The organism is Gordonia sp. G4 (assembly GCF_057770005.1).
In genome coordinates this window covers 1,807,757-1,827,506 of record NZ_CM173442.1, presented here as the reverse complement: position 1 = coordinate 1,827,506, position 19,750 = coordinate 1,807,757, and the positions used below count along the sequence as shown (strand labels likewise).

The following is a 19,750-nucleotide window of genomic DNA, read 5'->3' as shown; positions in this document are numbered from 1 at the left end:
GGGTTCAGCGCTCGGCGAACCAGCGCTCGAGCACCTTGGCGACGCCGTCGTCGTTGTTGCCGACGGTGACCTCGTCGGCGGCATCGAGCGCTGCCGGGTGGCCGTGGCCCATCGCGACGCCGTGCCCTGCCCAGGTGAGCATCTCGGCGTCGTTGGGCATGTCGCCGAACGCGATCACGGCGTCGACCGGCAGTCCGGTGAGGTCGGCGAGGCGCGCGAGCCCCGATGCCTTGTGGGTTCCCGGCACCGACAGTTCGATGAGTCCGTTGTCGGTGGAGAACGTGACCTGGGCGAGGTCGCCGACCACGGGCCGCAGACGACGGGCCATCTCATCAGAGGCCATATCCGGTTTGCGGACAAGGAGTTTCACCGCCGGATCACCGAACACCTCGTCGTCACCGACCTCGACGTGGTCGGGGTTGAGCCAGGCGTGTTCGTAACCCGAACTGGCCACGAACGGCGCGGTCGCCGCGTCGTGCGCGGACCGGCCCGCCCGCTCTGCCGCGATCCCGCATCCCGGGATCTGTTGGTAGGCAATCTCTCCGAGCTTGACGAGCGCGTCGGGTTCGAGGTTGGCCGACCACAGCACACGGTCGTTCTCGGCGTCGTAGATGATGGCGCCGTTGGCGCACACCGCGTACCGGACGAATGCCTCGGTGCCGGCGAACTGATCGGTGATCTCGGCGATCCACCGCGGGGGCCGTCCGGTGGCCAGCACGAACTCCACTCCGGCGGCGCGGGCGGCCGCCAGCACGGACACCGTGCGCGGGGAGACCCGGTTCTCGTCGTCGATGAGGGTTCCGTCCACGTCGCTGGCGATGAGTGTGGGTGGACCGAATGTCATCAGCGTCTGCTTCCTCTCGACCGAGCTCTCTCGGCGGCTCGTTTCGCCCGCGCCTCGGCTTTGCGCAGCGCCTCGTCGGCTTCGATCACGGCGGCCTCCTGGGGTGTCGGTGCCGAACCGCCCAGTCGCGACGGGACCCAGAACTCACCCCGTGGATGCGGTCCGTAGGAGTCCTGGACCTCGTGGAGCATCGAGATCATGGTTTCGCGGAGCCTCAGCGTCTCACGCTCCGGTGTCTCGTCGAGTCGTGGGGTGAACGGCAGGCCGTACCGAACGTGTACCGGGAGACGGCTGCGCCCGATGTTCCGCACTCCCCCCTTGGTCCACTGGCGATGGGCGCCCCACACGATCGCCGGGATGATCGGGACGCCGGCCTCGGTGGCCATCCGGACGGCCCCGCTCTTGAACTCCTTGAGCTCGAAGCTGCGGCTGATCGTCGCTTCCGGGTAGACGGCGACGATGTAGCCGTCCCGCAGGCGACCGAGCGCGGCGCGATAGGCCTCGGCGCCGCGCGACCTGTCGACGGGGACGGTCCTGGTGTGGTTGACCAGGAACCGCATGATCCCGATGTCCATCACCTCGGACTTGATCATGAAGCGGGTGCGGCGGCCGGCGCGCTGGACGCCGAGCGCGAGCGGGAGGAAGTCGACGTAACCGGTGTGGTTGACACACAGGACGGCGCCGCCCGAGTCAGGGATGTTCTCGATGCCGGCGAAGTGCAGGTCGAGGTCCTGCGCCCGGACGAGTCCGTTGGCGATGAGTTCCAGGGTGCGATACACCGGCTCGCGGTGTCCGTGCGTCCCTGCGCTCATGCGTCCAGGTTAACGGGGCGCCGCGACACCCCCGGCGACGACGGACACCGGCACCCCCGCCGGTCGACGGCCAGACGGCCAGACGGCCGGTCAGACCACTCCGGGATCGTCTTTTCGCGGCTCGCGCTTGGCGGCGCGTTCGGCCTGCTCCTGGGCATCCATGCGGTTGGCTTCCTCGAGCGTCGGCGCGGAACCGCCGAGCCGGGCGGGAACCCAGAACTCGCCCTTCGGGTGCTCGCCGTAGGCGTCCTGGAGTTCCAGGAGTTTTGCGCTCATCACCTTGTGTAGCTCGGCGGTGAGGGCGTCGGCGCTGCCCGTGGCCTCGAGGGGCTCGCAAACACCAATCGCGATCTTGTACCCGGTTCGACCCAGTTGCTTGGGATGGCCCTTGGTCCAGACGCGCTGGGCACCCCAGATGACGGTGGGGACGATCGGCGCGCCGGATTCGAGGGCCATCCGAGCGGCGCCCGACTTGAAGGCCTTCAGCTCGAAGCTCCGACTGATCGTCGCCTCGGGGTAGACCCCGACGAGTTCGCCGCGCCTGAGGTAGTCCACCGCATTGCGATAGCTGTCCGCCCCCTGGGCGCGATCGACGGGAATGTGCTTGAGCGAACGCATGATCGGACCGGAGATCTTGTTGTCGAAGACCTCCTTCTTCGCCATGAAGCGGACCTTGCGGCGCCCCTGCAGGAAGGCCGGGATACCGGCATAGGTGAAGTCGAGGTAGCCGGTGTGATTGATGGCGACGACGCCGGGGCCCTCGGCCGGCACGTGCTCGACACCCGACACCGTGAACTTCAGACCCTCGGCCAGCCACAGCAGCCGGGCGGCGGTGATCACGGAGTCGTAGACGGGTTCCATGCGAGAGAGCTTAGCCACTCGCCCCGGAACCCTCGCCGACGTCGCCGCCGGCGATCATCACCATCGCGGTCGCACGTGCTCTGTTCTCGAGCGCGTCCACGGTGAAACCCACGTGATCCGACAACTTGGCCAGCCGGTAGGCGACCGTGCTGTGGTGCAGGTGCATCTGCTGCGCTGCCGCTCGCAGAGTCGATGCGCGGAGATAGAGCCGCAGAGTCGAGAGCAACTCCACCCCCTGTGGTGAGTCGCGGAGCTCATTCGCACGCACTATGTCGGGAATGAGCCTGTGCGGCAGGTGGTTCTCCGGTGCCAACAGGTTGAGCGCACCGAGGTCGTCCGCGCTGCCCAGCGGCTGGGGTCCGTAAGCGTGACCGCGGGCAAACCGCGCTGTGCCGACGACCAGGTGAGCATCCGCGGCCTCGGCTGCCAGTGAGATACCCACCTTCACCGATCGGGAAAGTACCGTGTCGACGAATTCGGCCGGGGGTACGAAGGACGCCGGAACGAGCCTGAGGCGATCACCGTCCGCCTCGACCTCCGTCGAGCGACCGGGCGACAGGTCACCGGACACCGGCAGACGCGCGCCGCCGCCTCCTGTGTAGGCGACCACCCGCACCGGAGTCGACGGCGCGACTTTCAGAGCAGCGCATGCGGTCAGCACGGCCAACTCGTCTGACGGGAACAGGAGATCGAGGGTGTGCTCCTCATCGGTGAGCACGCGGCGATGCTGAAGGATGACCGCGGCCGTGAGAGCCATCCGGTCCACGAGCATGTCGTCGAGCGGCAGCGCCGGCCCTGGCCGCTCAATCCAGACGGAGCCGACCGTCACGTCGTCGATCACGACTTCTTTCGACGAACTGGGCACACTCTCGCTCGGCGGAGACCACCGCCCCTGAGGATCGCATCGACGCGCATCGAAACTGTTCGGCCCGCTGGAGATCTCGATGCCGACAATGCAGTTGGCCAGCGCAGCGCTCGCCTGCAACATCGACGTCGTATCCGCACCGTGTCTGACGAGCGCGTCGAAGTAGTCGATCACCCGTACCAGACCCGCCGAATCCGCATCGAGTTCGGCGGTACATCAGTCCCTGCATCCGACAACGCTAGGAGGCAGGTGACGGCGCGCGCAAGCCCCTACGCAGGGCGCCGAACGCCTCCGCTGTCGCCCGCTTACTGACCTCGGCGGCCGCCACCAGACCGGAACCGTGGAAGGTGCCGGGGAACGAGTGCAGTTCCACGCTGACACCTGCGCGAAGCAGGTTCAGGGCATACTCGATTCCCTCGTCGCGCAGGGGATCCAATTCCATCGTGCAGAGATAGGTGGGCGGAAGGCCGGAGAGGTCTGTTGCGCGAGCCGGCGCGGCGTAGATCGACACATCCGGATCCTCCGGTCCGGTGTAGGACTCGCCGAGGTAGAACTTCCACGACAGAATCGCATTCGGCCGATGCCACAGCGGGGTGTCCACGAAGTCGGTCATCGACACGCTGGTCAGCCGATCGTCCAACTCAGGGATCTCGAGAAGCTGGAACGCGACAGGTATCACGCCCTCGTCTCGGGCGCGTAGAACGGTTCCGGCGGCAAGTCCACCGCCTGCGCTCTGTCCACCGACCGCGATGCGGGAGGTGTCGACACCCAGATCCGTCGCGTGGGCGTGGACGTAGGTCAGGGCCGAATAGCAGTCGTTCAACGGGCCTGGGAACGGCGTCTCCGGAGCCAGCCGGTACTCGACACTGGCGACGGCGAATCCGAGTTCGCGCACGACCTGTACGCAGAAGGGGTCAGTGCTCGCCGCCGTTCCGATGGCGAAGCCACCGCCGTGGATCCACAGCAGAACCGGAAGTGGACCCCTGGGACTCTCCGGGGTGAAGAACCGGATACCGACGTCGGGATCCCCTCCGAGACCGGGCGCGGACAACTCGCGCACACGGACTCCGTCCAAGGACAAGTCCGCCAGTTGAGACTCGATGAGGGTGTCGAATGTCCGGCGAGCGGACTCCACGTCGGCGAAGTCGATGTTCGGAAGCACGGTGAGTGCGGGGGCAAGTTCGGGGTCGAGCTGAGGGAACGTCGTCATTCACTCAGCATGCTTCGTGGTGTGTACTGCGTCACCAGCCACCCGTAGGGAGTTGCAGAACACGATTCCGACGCCCGTCGGACGGGATGCGACGTCACACCCTGCAGAGGACGGCGGCCTGCCGCCGCCGCACGCGTTCCCTCCCTGCCACCGTGAGGACTCATGGCCCACGCACCCGCCCGGCACGGCTCGATATCCTGGACGTTTGTAGTGCCCTGCCGCGCAGCCCCGCGCACACCATGAAAGGCCCCTTCGTGCAGATCACCAGCATCGGTCATGCCGGTTTCCACATCCAGACCACCGCCGGATCGATCCTCTGCGACCCCTGGGTCAACCCGACGTACTTCGCCTCCTGGGTGCCCTTCCCGGACAACTCCGAACTCGACTGGAAGACCCTCGGCGACTGCGACTACCTGTACGTCTCGCATCTGCACCGGGATCACTTCGACGAGCGCAACCTGCGGGAGAACGTCAACAAGGACGCCACGGTTCTGCTGCCCGACTACCCGGTGCCGGATCTGCGCCGCGAACTGGAGAAGCTCGGGTTCACCAAGTTCGTCGAGACCACCGACTCGGTCAAGACCACGGTCACGAACGACAAGGGTTCGCTCGACGTCATGATCATCGCGCTGCGCGCGCCCGCCGACGGCCCGATCGGCGACAGCGGGCTCATCGTCTCCGACGGTGAGACGGTGTGCTTCAACATGAACGACGCACGACCGATCGACCTCGACGTCGTCGGCGAGGCGTTCGGGCCCGTCGACGTCCATCTGCTGCAGTACTCGGGCGCGATCTGGTACCCGATGGTCTACGACATCCCGCGGAAGTCCAAGGCCAACTTCGCCTCACAGAAACGCCAGCGCGGAATGGACCGCGCGCGTTCGTACATCGAACAGGTCGGGGCGACCTGGGTGGTCCCGTCGGCCGGACCGCCCATGTTCCTCGACGAGGACCTCTTCTACCTCAACGACTTCGGGTCGGGTGAGACCGCGGACGTCACCTCGATCTTCCCCGACCAGGAGACGTTCCTGGAGCAGATGCGCATCCACGGAACCGACGACGGCGAGAAGCACCGCGGCCTGATGATGGTGTCCGGTTCGGTCGCCGAGTTCTCGGGTCCGGTGCTGAACGAGGTCACGCATCCATACGCTCCCGCCGACGTCTTCGGCGTGAACAAGCGCGCCTACCTCGAGCGGATGAAGGAGAAGTTCGCTCCGGTCATCGCCGCGGACAAGGCCACGTGGGCGCCGGCCGACGGCGAGCCGCTGATCGGCGCGCTCCGCGAATTGTTCGAGCCGATCATGGCGCAGTCTGATCTGATCTGCGACGGCATCGGATACCCGGTCGGACTGGTGATGACGCCGGGCGGTGGCGCGGCCAACGAGGCCACCGAGACCGTCGTCCTCGACTTCCCCAACCGCATCGTGCGCGAGCCCAAAGAGGGAGAGGGCAAGTACCGCTACGGATTCCGGATCGCCACCGAGCTCGTGCGGACCGTCCTGCGCGACAACGAACCCGACTGGGTCAACACCATCTTCCTGTCGACCCGGTTCACCACCTGGCGGATCGGTGGCTACAACGAGTTCCTCTACACGTTCTTCAAATGCCTGACCGATGAGCGGATCGCCTATGCCGACGGCTGGTTCGCCGAGGCTCACGACGACTCGGCGTCGATCACCAAGGACGGCTGGGAGATCCAGCGGCGGTGCCCGCACCTCAAGGCCGACCTCGGCAAGTTCGGGGTCATCGAAGGCGAGAAGCTGACCTGCAATCTGCACGGATGGCAGTGGGATCTGCCCACGGGACGCTGCCTGACGTCGAAGGGCCACGACCTCCGCGCCTCCAGGCTCGACTCCTAGTCGCGGGCGGATCACGACCAGAGATGACATCCGAGCGCACGTACGGCGGCCGCGCGGTGAGCGACCGCGCCGCCGAACGCCGGCAGCGCTTCCTCGATGCCGCGCTGGTCGAATTCACCGACACCGGTTATGCGAAATCGTCGGTCACATCGATCTGCCGGGTGGCGGGACTGTCCCGCCGGCAGTTCTATGCGGAATTCACCGACCGCGAGGAACTGCTGGTCGCCCTGTACGACACCGTTCAGGGCGCCGCGCGCGTCGCAGTGGCAGAAGCACTGGCCGCGTGCGCTTCTCGCGACCTCCGAGACCTGAGCACCGCGGCGATGCGCGCCTACATGGAATCGGTGGGCACCGATCCCCGGCGCGCGGCGGTCTCGTTTGTGCAGATCGTCGGGGTGAGCTCACGCGTCGAGCAGCACCGCCTCGACGGCCGCGAGGAGTGGGCGGACTTCTTCGTCGCCGCCATGGCCGATTTCGCCGGCCGTCCGGCAACCGAGAGACAGCGCCATCTGGCCATCGCCTTCGTCGGCGCACTGACCGGACTCGTCCACCGGTGGAGCGAGACCGCAGATCCCGCCGCCCTCGATGACATCGTCACCGTGCTGGCCGACATCCTGCTCGCCTTCGCGCGTCTCTGACACCCGGGTCGTCCATTGTGTTCTGCGACACATCGGGTGTATGTTCTGCCGCAGTGTGAGACACGGTCGTCTCACTTATTGAGGAGGAATCCATGCGGGGATGGTTACAGCGCGGGCTCGCGCGACTGCTGATCGCGATGATGACGGTCGCGATCACGGCCGTCGCGGTGGTGGGGGGCACGATCAGCGCCGGCGCCGCGAGTGCCGTACCGGTCGCCCCGCCGCTGCCGTTCCCGGTTCCGCCCGCGATTCCGGAGTTCGACAAGGCCTTCTACCTACCCGACCGGTCGGTGGTCGCGGCCAAGAAGCCCGGTGAGCTCATCGCGGCGCGTCGAGTGCATGTGGCGGCCCTGTCGGTGATCCCGGTCAACGTCGACGCCTGGCAGATCTCGTACCGTTCGACGAACACGCGAGGTGAGCCGATTCCGGCCGTGGCAACGCTGCTCAAACCCAAGGGACCGGCCAAACCCGGACCATCGAAACTCGTGTCCTGGCAGTCCGCGGAGGACTCCACCGCGATGTACTGCGCGCCTTCCTACGCACTCCAGCAGGGGTCGATCCCGGGCCAGCTCACCGGGTCGGTGGACTCGAGCTACGAGGTCCTGCAGATCACCTCGCTGGTCGGTGCCGGCTGGTCGGTCGTCATCCCCGATCACCAGGGTCCCGAATCCGCTTTCGCGGCAGGGCCTCTCGCGGGTCGCATCACCCTCGACGGCATCCGGGGCGCGCGGGACTTCGCCCCGCTGGGACTCAAGAACGACCTGCGTGTGGGTCTGATGGGTTACTCGGGCGGGGCGATCGCCACGGGCTGGGCGGCCGAGCTGCATGAGGCATACGCCCCAGAGCTGCCGATCGTGGGAGCCGCCGAAGGCGGTGTGCCCGCGGACATCCGCGCGCTGGTCGACCTCGCCGACAGAAACGCGGCGTCCGGGCTGATCATGGCCGGGATCATCGGGGTCAGCCGTGAGTATCCGGAGCTGGAACGCTTTCTCCGACGCCACATGAACCCGCTGGGCACAGCGTTGCTGGCGAGCAAGAACCCGCTGTGCCTCACCTACCAGGCGGCGCTTGCACCCTTCGTGAACATCAAGGGCCTGGTGAACCTGCCCGGCGATCCACTCGATCATCCGGTTCCGCGAAAGGTGCTGGGAAAGCTCAGAATGGGAGAAACGACGCCCGACTTCCCGATGTTCATCTATCAGTCGAACCCCGATTGGATCGCCCCCGTGGGGCCGGTCAACGAGCTGGTCCGCACCTACTGTGGCGATGGCGCGAGTGTGCGGTATGTGCGCGACCATTTCAGCGAGCACATCACGCTCGCCGTCGAGGGTTTCGCCCCCGCCATCGTCTGGCTACGGGACCGTCTCGACGGCAAGCCGGCGCAGAGCGGCTGCACCACAAGCGTCAGGGATCGATGGCTCTCGACCCGGCCACCTGGCGCGCGTTCGTCAACCTCGTGGGCAACAGCCTCGCCCTGGCGATCAACCAGCAGTTGGGCAATCCGCCGCGGGTGCCGTGACCCTCCCCCGGCCGGACACAGAGTGGGCGGCGTGTTTGCCGACCACGGATGTGGGTAGACCTCCAGCACGGCAGAGAGCCGCCGAGTCGATCGTTACCGACCCGTTGCATGCAGACACGATCCGACGTCGACGAACGCGCATCGAGACGACGGAGGCAAGTCGATTCATACGATGGCGTCAGGGCTTTCGGCCCGCGAGGACGTTAGGTCCGGACGTCGAACTTCGACCGTGAGGAGAACATCATGGCCCAATACCGCGTAGTGGACGCCAGCGAGAACGTCGTCGAGGAGAAAGAGTTCGACGACGCCACCAGCGCCTACGACTGGTTCAAGACCGTCGCCGCCCCGGACGACAGCCTGGGCACCGTCATGCAGGTACACGATGCCGGTGAGTGGAAGAACTTCGAGGTGTCCGACGGCGGCACCAACGCCAGTCCGTCGGCCGACGCGGACTGAACCGCCCCTTCGGCGGGGGTTCCGTCGACATCGGTTTCGCGCCCCAGGGATCGTTCCCTGGGGCGCGCGATGCGTCTTCAGACCCTGAACGCCGCCGGATAGGCGATGGTCCCGCGCGGGACGGGGCCGTCGTCGATCGGCAGTGCCATCATCGCCTCGTCCGGGACGTCGAACGGGGCACGAATCCCGAAGCGCGAGGCGGGAACGAAGCCGAATCGCGGGTAGTACCCGGCATGACCGAGGACCAGGACCAGGTGCTCGCCGAGGTCGCGGGCGGTGGCGAGACCGGCGACGATGGTGGCCGACCCCGCCCCGGTCCGCTGCCGCGACGGCAGGACCGAACACGGTCCGAGCGTGAGTGCGGGCGCGCCGTCGATGTGGCACCTGGAGAACAGTGAATGCCCGACGACGACGTCCACGGCGTCGGTCGCGACGATCGACAGACCCTCGATCCAGGCGTCCGGGTCGGCGCGCAACTCGTCGACGATCCGCGCCTCGTCAGCGGTCGGGAAGGCCGCGATCACCACTTCCCGGATCGCGTCGGCGTCCCCGGCGCGCTCGGCGCGGGTCGTCCACCGGCTCACCGCGTGGCCCGACTCCGGCGCAGGTCCGCGAGAGATGCCGTCACCGGCCGCACCCGCCGGCAGGCTGGCCGGAGAATCGACGGTCGAGGAAACCGAGCGCTTCGGCGCTCCACGGGATGAAGGCGCGGGTGTGATTCGATCCGCGGTACTCGGTGAACGTCGTCGGCACCCCTCGGCTGCAGAACGTGCCGGCGAGCCGGGCGACGTCGGCAGCGATCATCACACCGTCGCCGGTGCCGTCGACATTGCCGACCCCGAGCATCATCGGACTGCGCGGGGTGCCGAGCGTGCCCATCACGTTCTGCGCGACGGCCTGTCGCACACCGGGAACGTCCAGCAGGCCGCCGACCGTCGGTACGAGGAGCTGATGATCGGTCAGACCCGGGTACTTGTCGGCGAATGCCTCGATGCACTCCCCCGCCACCTGTCCGAGTACCCGCTTGCCTTTCGGGGACAGGTAGGGCTGCAGGTCGATGCCGTACGTCTCGCCGTACACCGCCATCAGTGCCGGGATCACCCCGGCCCAGTCCTCGCTGCCGTTGTCATACCCCAGGTTGTTGGCCGGGTTCACCACCACGCCACCCGCCGCGGCGCCGACGATGTTCAGGTCCGGCGCGTACCGCGGAGCCAGCTCCGCGCCGAAGCCGGTGGGGACCGAACCGCCGGAGTAGCCGAACAGTCCGACGGGTGTCCGGGCCCGTGCACGCAGGTGGGCCAGCGCAGTGCGGACGCCATCCAGTGCCGCGTACCCCGACTCACGCGCCATCGTCCAGCGCAGCCCGCGGCCCTCGTAGTCGGGAGCGGCGACGGTGTAACCGGCGGCGAGCAGTCCGGAGATGAGGGTGATGTCGATCGGTGCCTGCTTCGCGTTCCCACCACGCAGCGTGTAGGACGGGTCGCACTGCGAGCCGAGTGCGTCGTAGAACGAGTGGTAGGAGACGACGCGCCGCGGGGTTCCCGCACCGGCGCCCGGGGGCGAGATGACCGTGGTGACCGTCGCCGTCGGTCGGCCGAACTGGCTCGTCGTCCGGTACAGGATCTGGGTCGCCGTGATCGGGACACTGGTTCCGCGCCAACCCAATTCAACCTGACGCGTGCGCAGGGCAGCACCCGGTGAACGCGATTCGTAGCCCTCAGGCGGGTCGTAGAACGGGTCCTGGGACGGCAACTGCGCCGGCGCTCCCACAGGTGCGGGGACGGGCGCGGCCGACACCGTGGGTGCGAGGACGGACAGGGTCGTCGTCAGCCCGAGGATCGCGGTCAGCGCTCCGAGGCTGCGGGAGAGAAGCCGCATGGGTGGTAATCATGCCCGATATGCGCCGTCTACAACGCCTTTCGTTCCGACTCCGCGGCAGGCCGGGCTCGCCGCGTCACCCGGTGGTGGCGTCCGGCACCGGACTCTCTCCGGCTCGCTCGACCGCCTCGACCACCGGCGACATCGCGACCACCACCGCACCGACCACCGCGGCGACGAAGGCGATCACCGCGACGACGCCCCAGCCGGCGCGCGTGGTGTCACCGAGCACCACGATGCCGATGACACCGGGCACGACCGTCTCGCCGACGACCAGGGCGGCCGACGCCGCGCTGACCGCCCCCTTCTGCAGCGCGACGGTGAACATGTAGAAGCCACCCGGTCCACACAGGACGATCGCGTACAGCGCCGGATCGGTGAGCAATTCGCCGAGATCGAAGGGATCGAGGCCGTCGAGGATGCGCACGGCGACGGCGAGGATACCGAACAGCACGCCGCCGGAGAGGCCCGCGAGTACCGCCACACGACGGTGCATCCGCGGCAGGATCGCGGCGCCGAGACCCAGGATCGCCGCTCCCACGACGAGTACCGCCCAGTGCAGCCACCACTCGTGCTCGTGCCCCTCGTCGCCGGCCGAAAAGCCGAGCAGGACCAGCGAGACCACCACGACCGCGATCGCCGTCCAGTCGCGAACCGACAACCGCGCGTTCAGGAACAGGGTGGCGAGCACGACGGTCACCACGAGGTTCGCGCTGACGATCGGTTGCGCCAGGAACAGCGGGATCATGCGGGCGGCGACCATGTTGCCCAGGAATCCGATCCCGTCGAGCGCCATCCCCGCGAGGAACGACACCGTCAGCATCGCGGTGATCGTCGACCGCAGCGACGGCGCCTCGCCCGGCCCGCCGGCGTCCTCGACACTCTGCGCGCCGCGCGCCTGCAACACCGAAGCGGTGCCGTACGCCAGCGCCGCGAACACCGCCGCGAGGATCCCGATCAGCATGGTCGAACAGTAGCCACCACCGGGCGGTCATGCGGGCCGATGCCGATGTCGCCGCGTGCGCGCGTCGGGGCAGCCGGATGCGGCGAGCGGGGTGAGGTCAGTCCGACGCCACGGTGACGTATGCATCGGCTAACTCGCCAACCGCGGGAATCGGCTGGATGCAGTCGAGGAGCACCCCGTCGGGACCTTCGACGATGAAGTGCCGCTGACCGAAGTCCTCGTCGCGCAGATCGAGCACCGGGCGCAACCCGTGTTCGTCCGTCAACCGTCGGTACAGACCGTCGACATCGTCGACCTCGATGTTGACCAGCAGTCCGGCAGCGGGCCGGCGATAGCCGTCGGGGATCGTCGGATGGTTCGCGTCCACGAGCGCCAACTCGAACACGCCGGTGCGCATGCTGACGTACCAGTCGGCCGAGAAAGTGACGTCGAAGCCGAGAACCTGCTGGTAGAAGGCCGACGCCGACCCTACGTCCGCGGACATGAGGACCGGGTACACGCTGGTGACGGTCATGATGGATCCCCTTTACGTACGATGAGTATGTATAGACGACTATACATACGCTACGTACGTAAAGGAATGCTTCGTGCCGAGAGCCTCTGCCGAGGCAGCAGCCGAGACGGCCCGCACCGTCCTCGCCGCCGCCACCGACCAGTTCGCCGAGCGTGGATTCGCCGACGTGTCCCTCGACGACGTCGCCGAGGCCGCGGGCGTCACCCGCGGCGCGGTCTATCACCACTTCCGCAACAAGGCAGCGCTGTTCGCGGCGGTGGCGGCGGCCTGCCACCAACAGGTCGCCGACGCCGTTGTCGCGGCGGCCGAAGCCGCCGGCCCCGACCCGGCTCACCAGCTGAGCGCCGGCTCGCACGCCTTCGTCGATGCCATCACCAGCGGGACCGCCGTGCGAATCCTGCTGATCGACGGCCCGGCCGTCGTCGGTTGGGAGGAGTGGCGCCGACTCGACGAGGCCGGCTCGGCAGCCCATCTACGTGAAGCGCTCGGCGCCATCGGAGTCGACGACGAGTTGATCGACGTCCTCACGATGCTGTTGTCGGGCGCGATGAACGAGGCCGCACTCTGGCTGGCCCGGCACCCCGACGACGACACCGCCCGCGACCGCACGCATCGCGCGTTGGATCGGATTCTCGGCGCCGTCATGTGACGCGCGGGCCGGAGATCACGTTGCGATCTGTCCCGGGATCCGGGACATGACGCAACCGGATCCCGCGGACCCTGTCGGCCCCTCATCGATGATCGAGCTCGCGAGGCGGATGTCCGTATCCGCCGGGCGCATTCGCGGCATCGGCGGTCTCGACCGCGGTGACCGCACCCGACGACGCCAGGACCACCCCGCCGAGAACGGCTGCGACGAATGCCACGATCGCGACCGGACCCCATCCGGCACGGGTGACGTCGCCGAGGAACGCGATGCCCACCGCGCCGGGCAGGACCGTCTGACCGACGACGAGTGCAGCGGCCGCCGCGTTGACCGAACCGGTCTGCAGCGCCACCGTGAACAGGTAGAAGCCGCCGATTCCGCTGAGCAGCAGGGCATACAGCGCGGGATCGGTGAACAGCACCGACAGATCGAGTGGGTCGAGTCCGTCGAGGATGCGCGAAGCGACCGCCATCACGCCGAAGACGGCCCCGGCGATGAGACCGGTCACCGCCGCGATGTGCGTGCGCAGCCGGCGCATCATGATCACGCCCAACGCGATCAGTGCCGGCCCGGCGACGAGCACCGCCCAGTGCATCCACGCGGTGTGCTCCACACCTTCGCGACCCGCCGAGACCGCGAGCAGCACCAGCGACACCACGATCACCGACCCGGAGATCCAATCCCGCAGCGTCAGTCCGACTTTGAGGAACACCATCGCGAGCAGCGCGGTGGCCAGGAGCCTGGCCGAGATGATCGTCTGCGACAGGAACAACGGGATCAGCCGCGCCGAGGCGATCGTCGCGACGAAACCGATGATGTCGAAGACGAATCCGATCAGGAACGGCACCGTGAGCATCGTGGCCGCCGTCGAGCGCAACGACGGATGCGCGGCCGCGGATCGCCGGCGCTCCTCACGGATCGCCGCCCGCTGCGCGACCTGCTCGGCGCCCAGCGCCTGCAGAACGGCTGCGGCGGCGAACGCCAGCGAGCCGATCACCGCGATGACGATGCCGGCGGTCACGACACGAGCTCAGCTCAGCGCGGTGCGAGCACGTCGGTACCGACGAACTTCGCGAGTTCGGCGGGAAGCCGGACCGAACCGTCGGGCTGCTGGTGGTTCTCGAGGATGGCGACCAGCCAGCGGGTCGTCGCCAACGTGCCGTTGAGTGTGGCGGCGGTCTGCGGTTTGCCGTTCTCGTCGCGGTAGCGGATGGAGAGGCGTCGCGCCTGGAACGTCGTGCAGTTCGACGTCGAGGTCAGCTCGCGATAGGTGCCCTGCGTCGGAATCCAGGCCTCGCAGTCGTACTTCCGCGAGGCCGACGAGCCGAGGTCACCGCCGGCGACGTCGATCACCCGATAGGGCACGTCGATGGCGGCGAGCATGTCCTTCTCCCAGCCCAGCAGACGCTGGTGCTCGGCCGCGGCGTCCTCGGGCCGGCAGTAGACGAAGCCCTCGACCTTGTCGAACTGGTGGACCCGGATGATGCCGCGGGTGTCCTTGCCGTAGCTGCCCGCCTCCCGGCGGAAGCAGGTGGACCATCCGGCGTAGCGCTTCGGACCGTCGGACAGGTCGAGGATCTCGTCCATGTGATACCCCGCGAGCGGCACCTCCGACGTACCCACCAGGTAGAGGTCGTCGTCCTTGTCCAGGTGGTAGACCTCGTCGGCGTGAGCGCCGAGGAACCCCGTCCCCTCCATGACCTCCGGCCGGACCAGCACCGGCGGGATCATCAGGGTGAACCCGTTCGCGGTGGCCTTCTGCGCGGCCATGTTCAGCAGCGCGAGCTGCAGGTGCGCCCCCTGGCCGGTGAGGAAGTAGAACCGCGACCCCGACACCTTGGCACCGCGCTCCATGTCGAGGAGTCCGAGCGACTCCCCGATCTCGAGGTGATCCTTCGGGTTCTCGATGTCGCGCGGCTCGCCGACGTGCTCGAGGACCACATAGTCGTCCTCGCCGCCCGCCGGTGCGCCCTCGGCGACGATGTTGGAGATCGCCCGGTGGGCCTTCGTCGCCGCCGCATCGGCCTCGGACTGGCGCGACACCGCCGCTTTGACCTGCTCGGCGAGTTCCTTGCCCTTGGCGAGCAGCGCCTGCTTCTCCTCGCCCTGCGCCTTGCCGACCTGCTTGCCGAGGGATTTCTGTTCGGACCGCAACGCATCCGCTTCGACGATGGCCGCCCGCCGCTCCGCATCGGCGGCGAGCAGCGCGTCCACCAGGCCCGGGTCCTCACCGCGGGAGCGCTGTGAGGTGCGGACGAGGTCGGGGTTGTCGCGAACAGTCTTCAGGTCGATCACGACTTCAAACCCTACTTGAGAGCGCGGTGCGAACCCGATCACGCCGCCTCGGTCCGGCCGGCGGACTCAGGTCCACAGACGGCGCAGATCCTCACGGCCGAACATCGACGCCGCGGTGTCGGCGGTCGGGGTTCCGCCGTGCGGGTCGGCCCCGGCGGCGACGAGGACGCGCACCACGTCGTCGAAACCCTTGAACACCGCGCCGGCGAGCGGCGTCTGACCCTTGTCGTTCGGGAGGTCGGAGTCGGCCCCGCGGTCGAGGAGAGCCGACACCGTCGACGCGTGCCCGTGATAGGCCGCGAGCATGAGCAGCGAGTCACCGGATTGGTTCCGCAGATCCGCCGGGACGCCGGCGTCCAGATAACCGCTCAGCGTCTCGGTGTCCCCGTCGCGGGCCAAGTCGAAGAGCCGCGTTGCGAGCTCCATGACCTCAGGACTCGGGGCGCCGTCGGCGGGTCGATCGTCGGGATGGTCTGCCACCCCACGGAGTGTAGGCCCGCTCCCGCACGCCTCCGCCCGGATGGGACCGCCGGGGACCCCTCGTGTGGGAGACTGGGCGCGGTGTCTCCCCGTCCCGAAACACAGCACGAATCCGCAGGCCCCAGCGAGAGTTTCCTGACGGTCGTCATCGCGTTCGTCTCGAACCTGCTGATCGCCGTTGCCAAGACCGGCGCGGCGATGATCACCGGGTCGGCGTCGCTCGTCGCCGAGGCGGCGCACTCATGGGCCGACACCGGGAACGAGATCCTGCTGCTGATCGCGGAACGTCGCGCCCATCGGCCTCGGGACTCCCGCCATCCGCAGGGATACGGACGCGAGGCCTACATCTGGTCGATGTTCGCCGCGTTCGGACTGTTCGCCGTCGGCGCGGCGGTGTCGGTCCAGCACGGTATCTCCGAACTGCTGTCGCCGGAACCGGCCACGGACTATGGCATCGCCTACGCGGTTCTGGCGATCGCCGCGGTGCTCGAGGGCATCTCCTTCGTCCGGTCCTACCAGCAGGCGAAGCGCGGCGCGGTTAAGCGCCGGATCAGCCTGCTCCGTCAGGTGTTCGCCACATCCGACCCGACCCTGCGCGCCGTCTTCGCCGAGGACGCGGCGGCGCTCATCGGCCTGGCGATCGCCTTCGTCGGCGTGCTCCTGCACCAGGTCACCGGGTCGGCCACGTACGACGCGATCGGGTCCATCCTGGTGGGCCTGCTCCTCGGCGTCGTCGCGATCGTCCTGATCAACCAGAACCGACGGTTCCTGCTCGGGCAGGCGGTCGACGACGCGGTCCAGCAACGGGTTCTCCGGGACCTGCTCGCGCACAGCAACATCGATCGCGTGACCTACCTGCATGTCGAGTACACCGGACCCGTTCAGCTGTTCCTGGTCGCCGCAGTCGATTTCGCGGGCGATGACGTGGAGTCCTCGGTCGCCGTCGCCCTACGGCAACTGGAGAACGAGCTGGAGCGCGACCCGCGGATAGCCGAAGCGGTGCTGACCCTTTCCGCGCCGGGGGATGTCGACCTCGTGCCCGACGCGCCCTGATCTCGCCGGACCCTTCGAGGCTCGTCGCTTGCGCTCCTCGCACCCAGGGAGCAGGGGGTGGCTGCTTCGCTCGCATCTGGAGAGGGAGCAGGGGGGCTTGCGCTCGCATCTGGAGGGAGCAGGGGGTCCGCACCCTCCAAGCTCAGGGCGCGGGATCACTCCGGCGGCGAACGGAACTGGTCCCGCTTCCAGTCGCCGTTGATCTCGTCGCGCTCGCGGACGGCCTCGCGGAAACCGGCGGTCGCGGCGCGCTGCTGGAAGGCGTATCCCTCCCGGGTGTGACGGGAGATCCCGTCGAACACCGTGCTGATCATCCCCGAGTTGGCCACTCCCTGCGCCAGGAGCGCACTGTTGAGTGCGAGTTTGGCCATCACCAGCTGGTTGACCGGCATTCGCGCGATCCGCTCGAGGAGTTCCTCGGTGCGGGCGTCGAGCTCGTCCGCCGGCGGCGCCTCGACGGCCAGCCCCCACTCGTGCGCCTGCCGGCCCGACAGGCAGTCGCCGGTGAACAGCAACCGTTTGGCGCGCTGATCGCCGAGCCGGTGCGCCCACATCCCGGCGGCGGGGATGCCCCACACCCGGGTCGGTGGGTACCCGATCTTCGTGTCGTCGGCGCAGATGATCTGGTCGGCGTAGAGGGCGATGTCCGTGCCGCCCGCGACCGCGAATCCGTGCAGCTTGGCGACCGTCGGCTTGTTCGCGTGCAGCAGGCTGGCGAACCCGCGGTTGAACCTGCTCATCATCGCGTAGTCGATCATGGGATCCCAGGTGCGATTCGGGTCGTGATTGCGCGCCTGCACAACGGGATCGAGGACGGTGCCGGTCCGGGGATCGACAGAGTGCGACGGGTCGCCCCCGTTCTCCGCGAAGATCGACAGGTCGTATCCGCCGCAGAAACCCTTGCCCCGTCCAGACACGACGATCACGTGGACACCCGGGTCGAGATCGGCGCGTTCCACCGCGTGCGACAGTTCGACGGGGGTGTCGATTGTGATCGCGTTGCCCTGATCGGGCCGGTTGAAGGTGATGCGGGCGATCCGGCCGGTGACATCGTAGGTGAGAGTGCGGTATTCGATGTCCGGTCCGCTCGCCGCCCGGCCGGCGAACAACGAATCCTCGCCGTCGCGGAGGCCGTCGCGCCACCCGGCCGGCCGCGACCCGTTCGACTCAGCCATGAGTGTTGCCCTGCACCGTCTTCGGGACCACCCGCTCGATGATCGACGCCGTGTCGACCCCCGACGGCAACGTGCCGAACACGTCGCCCCGGTCGTTGCCGAGTCGGCTCGCGACGAACGCGTCGGCGACCGCCGGGTGCCCGTACCGCACCAGCAAGGACGCCTGCAAGAGCTGGGCCATCCGGCCGACGACCCGGCGAGCCCGGTACTGCATCGCATCGAGGTCACCGAACTCTCGCCGGAGTTCGGCCGCTGCGGCGTCGAGTCTCCGGTCCGCCCCTGTCGCGCAATCGATCTCGTCGAGGAACGCGGTCACCGTGGCCGGTTGCTTGGCCATCGCGCGCAGTACGTCCAGGGCGGCGACGTTGCCCGAGCCCTCCCAGATGGACATGAGGGGCGCCTCCCGATAGAGCCGGGGCATCCGCGACTCCTCCACATACCCGTTGCCGCCGAGGCACTCCAGCGATTCGGCTGCATGGATCGGGGCGCGTTTGCAGACGTAGTACTTGCTGACCGCGAGGGAGATCCGTCGGAGGGCGTCGGCCCGTTCGTCCCCGGCGCCGGCCTTGTCGGTCAGCTCGGCGAGCCAGAGCGCCGTCATCGTCGCGCCCTCCGACTCGACCGCCAGATCGGCGAGAACGTTGCGCATCAACGGCTGATCGACGAGCGCGGCGCCGAATGCCCTGCGATGGGTGGCGTGATGCGCGGCCTGCGCGACGCCGACCCGCATACCGGTCGCCGAGCCGAGAGTGCAGTCCAGGCGGGTCATGTTCACCATCTCGATGATCGTCGCCACCCCGCGGCCCTCCTCGCCGACGAGCCACCCGACCGTGCCGTCGTACTCCACTTCGCTGCTCGCGTTGGAGTGGTTGCCCAGCTTGGCTTTCAACCGCTGGAGCAGAAAGGTGTTGCGCGTCCCGTCGGGAAGGACCCGCGGGACGAAGAAACACGACAACCCGCCCGGCGCTCGGGCGAGCACCAGGAACACGTCGCACATGGGCGCCGAAGTAAACCACTTGTGACCGGTGATGCGGTACGTCCCGTCCGGTTGCGCGACGGCGGTCGTCGTGTTCGCCCGGACATCGGAGCCGCCCTGCTTCTCGGTCATCGACATCCCCGCCGTCAATCCCGCTTTCGACAGCGGGGTGCGCAGCCCCGGGTCGTAGGTCGTGGAGACGAGCAGCGGCTCGTACAGAGCCGCGAGTTCGGGGTTGGCCCGCAATGCCGGGACGACCCCGTAGGTCATCGACATCGGACAACCGTGCCCGGCATCCACCTGCCCCCACACGCTCGACTTCACGGCGCGCTCGAAATGGGCCGTCGGGCTCGGGTCCGACCATGCGGTTCCGCCCAGGCCCAGGCCGATGCCCGTCTGCATGAGGTGGTGGTACGCGGGGTCGTAGACGACCTCGTCCACCCGATTGCCGTACCGGTCATGGGTCCGCAGCTCCGGCGGATGGGATTCGGCGAGATCGCCCCACCCGAGCGCCTCGGCGCCGCCGGCCAGGCGGCCGATCCGGTGCAGTTCCTCGAGCATGTGGTCGGCGCCCGCGCGGTGGACCGCCTCGGAGATGGCCGGATTGTCCGCGGCGTCGAAGTCGACGAGCTCGGGGACCTGATTGGTGACGGCATGGGTGGAGATGGCGGGCCCGCCTTCCTGATCGGAGTCGCGACCCACGCT

At 68.2% G+C, this 19,750-nt stretch carries 19 protein-coding genes and 1 pseudogene; 6 read left to right on the top strand and 14 right to left on the bottom strand.

Features of this window, described 5'->3' with window-relative positions:
- Positions 1 to 4 precede the first annotated feature (4 nt).
- The 5 genes from AC3B5T_RS08100 to AC3B5T_RS08080 all read right to left on the bottom strand — a co-directional run bounded on the left by AC3B5T_RS08100 (position 5) and on the right by AC3B5T_RS08080 (position 4,592).
- The gene (locus tag AC3B5T_RS08100; protein WP_055476480.1) at positions 5 to 844 is read right to left on the bottom strand and encodes a Cof-type HAD-IIB family hydrolase; all 840 of its coding nucleotides are present in this window, start codon (positions 842 to 844) and stop codon (positions 5 to 7) included.
- The gene (locus AC3B5T_RS08095; RefSeq protein ID WP_055476479.1) at positions 844 to 1,656 is read right to left on the bottom strand and encodes a lysophospholipid acyltransferase family protein; all 813 of its coding nucleotides are present in this window, start codon (positions 1,654 to 1,656) and stop codon (positions 844 to 846) included. Before AC3B5T_RS08095 ends, AC3B5T_RS08100 begins: the two co-directional genes overlap by 1 nt.
- Positions 1,657 to 1,746: 90 nt before the next feature.
- Positions 1,747 to 2,517, bottom strand: a complete 771-nt coding sequence (locus AC3B5T_RS08090) for a lysophospholipid acyltransferase family protein (RefSeq protein WP_055476478.1) — start codon at positions 2,515 to 2,517, stop codon at positions 1,747 to 1,749.
- Positions 2,518 to 2,527: 10 nt separating this feature from the next.
- The gene (locus AC3B5T_RS08085) at positions 2,528 to 3,556 is read right to left on the bottom strand and encodes a helix-turn-helix domain-containing protein (protein WP_231632765.1); all 1,029 of its coding nucleotides are present in this window, start codon (positions 3,554 to 3,556) and stop codon (positions 2,528 to 2,530) included.
- A 64-nt stretch (positions 3,557 to 3,620) separates the two neighbouring features.
- Entirely contained in the window at positions 3,621 to 4,592 is a 972-nt protein-coding gene (locus AC3B5T_RS08080) for an alpha/beta hydrolase (protein WP_055476476.1), read from the bottom strand.
- 254 nt (positions 4,593 to 4,846) lie between these two features.
- On the opposite strand from AC3B5T_RS08080, the gene AC3B5T_RS08075 reads away from it, so the two are divergent.
- From AC3B5T_RS08075 to AC3B5T_RS08060, 4 genes and pseudogenes are all read left to right on the top strand, one after another.
- Entirely contained in the window at positions 4,847 to 6,451 is a 1,605-nt protein-coding gene (locus AC3B5T_RS08075) for a Rieske 2Fe-2S domain-containing protein (protein ID WP_055476495.1), read from the top strand.
- A gap of 23 nt (positions 6,452 to 6,474) precedes the next feature.
- Positions 6,475 to 7,089, top strand: coding sequence for a TetR/AcrR family transcriptional regulator (locus AC3B5T_RS08070; protein WP_010844433.1), 615 nt, complete (start codon positions 6,475 to 6,477; stop codon positions 7,087 to 7,089).
- Between the two features lie 92 nt (positions 7,090 to 7,181).
- Positions 7,182 to 8,608: pseudogene (locus AC3B5T_RS08065) on the top strand (lipase family protein).
- 243 nt (positions 8,609 to 8,851) lie between these two features.
- Positions 8,852 to 9,064 carry a hypothetical protein gene (locus tag AC3B5T_RS08060; protein ID WP_014924945.1) on the top strand — a complete coding sequence of 71 codons (213 nt, stop codon included), beginning with the start codon at positions 8,852 to 8,854 and terminating at the stop codon, positions 9,062 to 9,064.
- A 77-nt stretch (positions 9,065 to 9,141) separates the two neighbouring features.
- Here AC3B5T_RS08060 and AC3B5T_RS08055 read toward each other — a convergent pair whose 3' ends face one another.
- The 4 genes from AC3B5T_RS08055 to AC3B5T_RS08040 form a co-directional block, all read right to left on the bottom strand.
- Positions 9,142 to 9,648, bottom strand: coding sequence for a GNAT family N-acetyltransferase (locus tag AC3B5T_RS08055; protein WP_055476475.1), 507 nt, complete (start codon positions 9,646 to 9,648; stop codon positions 9,142 to 9,144).
- Between the two features lie 40 nt (positions 9,649 to 9,688).
- Positions 9,689 to 10,942 carry a lipase family protein gene (locus AC3B5T_RS08050; protein ID WP_055476474.1) on the bottom strand — a complete coding sequence of 418 codons (1,254 nt, stop codon included), beginning with the start codon at positions 10,940 to 10,942 and terminating at the stop codon, positions 9,689 to 9,691.
- Between the two features lie 76 nt (positions 10,943 to 11,018).
- Positions 11,019 to 11,906, bottom strand: coding sequence for a hypothetical protein (locus AC3B5T_RS08045; RefSeq protein ID WP_010844424.1), 888 nt, complete (start codon positions 11,904 to 11,906; stop codon positions 11,019 to 11,021).
- Between the two features lie 97 nt (positions 11,907 to 12,003).
- Positions 12,004 to 12,420 (bottom strand): VOC family protein, encoded by a 417-nt coding sequence (locus tag AC3B5T_RS08040; protein WP_055476473.1) that lies wholly within the window; start codon positions 12,418 to 12,420, stop codon positions 12,004 to 12,006.
- Positions 12,421 to 12,493: 73 nt separating this feature from the next.
- Here AC3B5T_RS08040 and AC3B5T_RS08035 point away from each other — a divergent pair, with 73 nt between their 5' ends.
- Positions 12,494 to 13,069 carry a TetR/AcrR family transcriptional regulator gene (locus AC3B5T_RS08035; RefSeq protein ID WP_055476472.1) on the top strand — a complete coding sequence of 192 codons (576 nt, stop codon included), beginning with the start codon at positions 12,494 to 12,496 and terminating at the stop codon, positions 13,067 to 13,069.
- A gap of 82 nt (positions 13,070 to 13,151) precedes the next feature.
- Here the strand turns inward: AC3B5T_RS08035 and AC3B5T_RS08030 are convergent, their stop codons facing one another.
- The 3 genes from AC3B5T_RS08030 to AC3B5T_RS08020 all read right to left on the bottom strand — a co-directional run bounded on the left by AC3B5T_RS08030 (position 13,152) and on the right by AC3B5T_RS08020 (position 15,841).
- Positions 13,152 to 14,087, bottom strand: coding sequence for a hypothetical protein (locus tag AC3B5T_RS08030; protein ID WP_010844421.1), 936 nt, complete (start codon positions 14,085 to 14,087; stop codon positions 13,152 to 13,154).
- A 14-nt stretch (positions 14,088 to 14,101) separates the two neighbouring features.
- Entirely contained in the window at positions 14,102 to 15,361 is a 1,260-nt protein-coding gene (serS, locus tag AC3B5T_RS08025; protein ID WP_010844420.1) for a serine--tRNA ligase, read from the bottom strand.
- A gap of 66 nt (positions 15,362 to 15,427) precedes the next feature.
- A complete protein-coding gene (locus AC3B5T_RS08020) occupies positions 15,428 to 15,841 on the bottom strand; it encodes an ankyrin repeat domain-containing protein (protein ID WP_055476471.1) in 414 nt (137 codons plus the stop codon).
- Positions 15,842 to 15,922: 81 nt separating this feature from the next.
- On the opposite strand from AC3B5T_RS08020, the gene AC3B5T_RS08015 reads away from it, so the two are divergent.
- Positions 15,923 to 16,894: a cation diffusion facilitator family transporter gene (locus AC3B5T_RS08015; RefSeq protein WP_055476470.1), complete on the top strand. Its 972-nt coding sequence runs from the start codon at positions 15,923 to 15,925 to the stop codon at positions 16,892 to 16,894.
- Between the two features lie 155 nt (positions 16,895 to 17,049).
- Here the strand turns inward: AC3B5T_RS08015 and AC3B5T_RS08010 are convergent, their stop codons facing one another.
- Both AC3B5T_RS08010 and AC3B5T_RS08005 read right to left on the bottom strand, forming a co-directional pair.
- Positions 17,050 to 18,069, bottom strand: a complete 1,020-nt coding sequence (locus AC3B5T_RS08010) for a crotonase/enoyl-CoA hydratase family protein (protein WP_010844417.1) — start codon at positions 18,067 to 18,069, stop codon at positions 17,050 to 17,052.
- The gene (locus AC3B5T_RS08005; protein ID WP_055476494.1) at positions 18,062 to 19,711 is read right to left on the bottom strand and encodes an acyl-CoA dehydrogenase family protein; all 1,650 of its coding nucleotides are present in this window, start codon (positions 19,709 to 19,711) and stop codon (positions 18,062 to 18,064) included. Before AC3B5T_RS08005 ends, AC3B5T_RS08010 begins: the two co-directional genes overlap by 8 nt.
- Positions 19,712 to 19,750: the final 39 nt, after the last annotated feature.